At 66.1% G+C, this 1,480-nt stretch carries 1 protein-coding gene; it reads right to left on the bottom strand.

Translation table 11 applies throughout. The features are described from left to right. A partial coding sequence (locus ACFWF3_RS35730) for a serine/threonine-protein kinase (protein WP_379318563.1) occupies positions 1–1,210 on the bottom strand: 1,210 nt, incomplete at its 3' end. Positions 1,211–1,480: the final 270 nt, after the last annotated feature.

Below are 1,480 nucleotides of genomic sequence, written 5' to 3'. Positions count from 1 at the left end.
TCTCCGACTCGCCCGCGGACGTCTCGTCGGGGAAGGGCCGCCGCCCCGTGAGCAATTCCCACAGCATGACGGCCAGCGCGAAGATGTCGCTGCGAGTATCGAGATCGAAAGCGGTCGCGGGCAGGTCGGGATGGCAGGCTTCGAGCTGTTCGGGCGACATGTACGCCAGGGATCCGCCGAAGTAGGCCAGGGGGCTGGTGCCCTTGACGCGTTGGCTGAAGCTGACGTTGAAGTCGGCCAACTTCGGCACTCCCTCGGCGCTCAGCAGCACATTCGCGGGTTTGATATCTCGATGCAACACTCCTCGCTCGGACGCGTGCTGCAGCGCGTCCGAGAGTCGGCGACCCAGCCAGGCGACGGTTTCCGGCCAGGTCAGTGCCGCGGTCCTGGTCCGGATCGCTGATTCGGTAGGTCGGACCTCACCCTTCGCGGCGAGTACCTCGTCGACGGCGTCGAGCAGCAGTTGCCCACCGTGGCGTTGCGACGGCGTCGAGCGCCGCAACCGCAGCACGTCGAGCAGCGTCCCGCCCGGTAGGTACTGCATGTAGAGCAGCTTCAGCTGGCCATCGGCGATGAGCCGCTGGTCGAAGATGCGCACGATGTATTCGTGGTCGAGCTGGGCGAGAGTCTGCGGTTCGATGCCGTGGTTGTGGGAGATCTTGACCGCGACGAGTCGCTGCATCGATTGTTGCCGAGCGAGATAGACCTGGGCGAAGGCGCCGGCGCCGATCCTCATCAGCAGGTCGAAGTCGTCGACGTGGTCGCCGACATCGACGGCGTCGAGCAGAACCTGCGCGCCGGGACGCGCGATGATCGTGCTGTGGTAGTCGCTCACGAGGTCGGGGCTGGTTGCCCCCGCGGTCACCGCATCCGCGGTGGGAGCCGCATCGGTTGCCTCCGATCCGCGGCGCACGGCGTGGAATTCCTCGTAGACGAGCTCGGCGGGCAGCGGACCATCCCGCAGCTCGGCGAATTCCGCACGGTATTCGATCAGTCGTTTGGGAAAGTGATACCGAAGCCAGCGGTATTCGAGGTCGATCTTGATCAGTTCGACCAGGACGGTGTGCCGCGCCGCGGGTTCCCTGGGGAGGAACGCCGAGAGGTCGGGTGGAGAACCGGCCGCCCAAGCCTGCGAGAGTTCCGCCACGGCACTGGCGAGCGCGGTGCGGGTTCGTTCGGCTGCATCGACCAGGTCGATCGGCTCGGACATCGGCAGCTCGAGATCAGCCTCGGGCGATCACAGAGCGGCTATACGCGATGCGGCCCAGTTGCCCCACGTCAGCTCCTTCCATCAAGACTCCCTTGCTCAAGGGTATCGCTCCGATTCGAGCAAATGGTGCGCCTCGGGTCCACTGCGCCGCCGGTGTAGCCGGACTGTTCTGTGCCACGCCGGTGGGAGTCCGTCCCCGGGGTGGCCGGCCGGTGCGTTCGGTAATCGAACTGTGTCCGCTCTGGTGAACCGGGCGCCAGTGTGCGGTTG

Origin of the sequence: Nocardia sp. NPDC060220 (genome assembly GCF_042727815.1) — a bacterium.
Taxonomy (GTDB): domain Bacteria; phylum Actinomycetota; class Actinomycetes; order Mycobacteriales; family Mycobacteriaceae; genus Nocardia.
The sequence above is the reverse complement of the archived record's forward strand: the minus strand, read 5'-3'. Positions and strand labels throughout refer to the sequence as shown.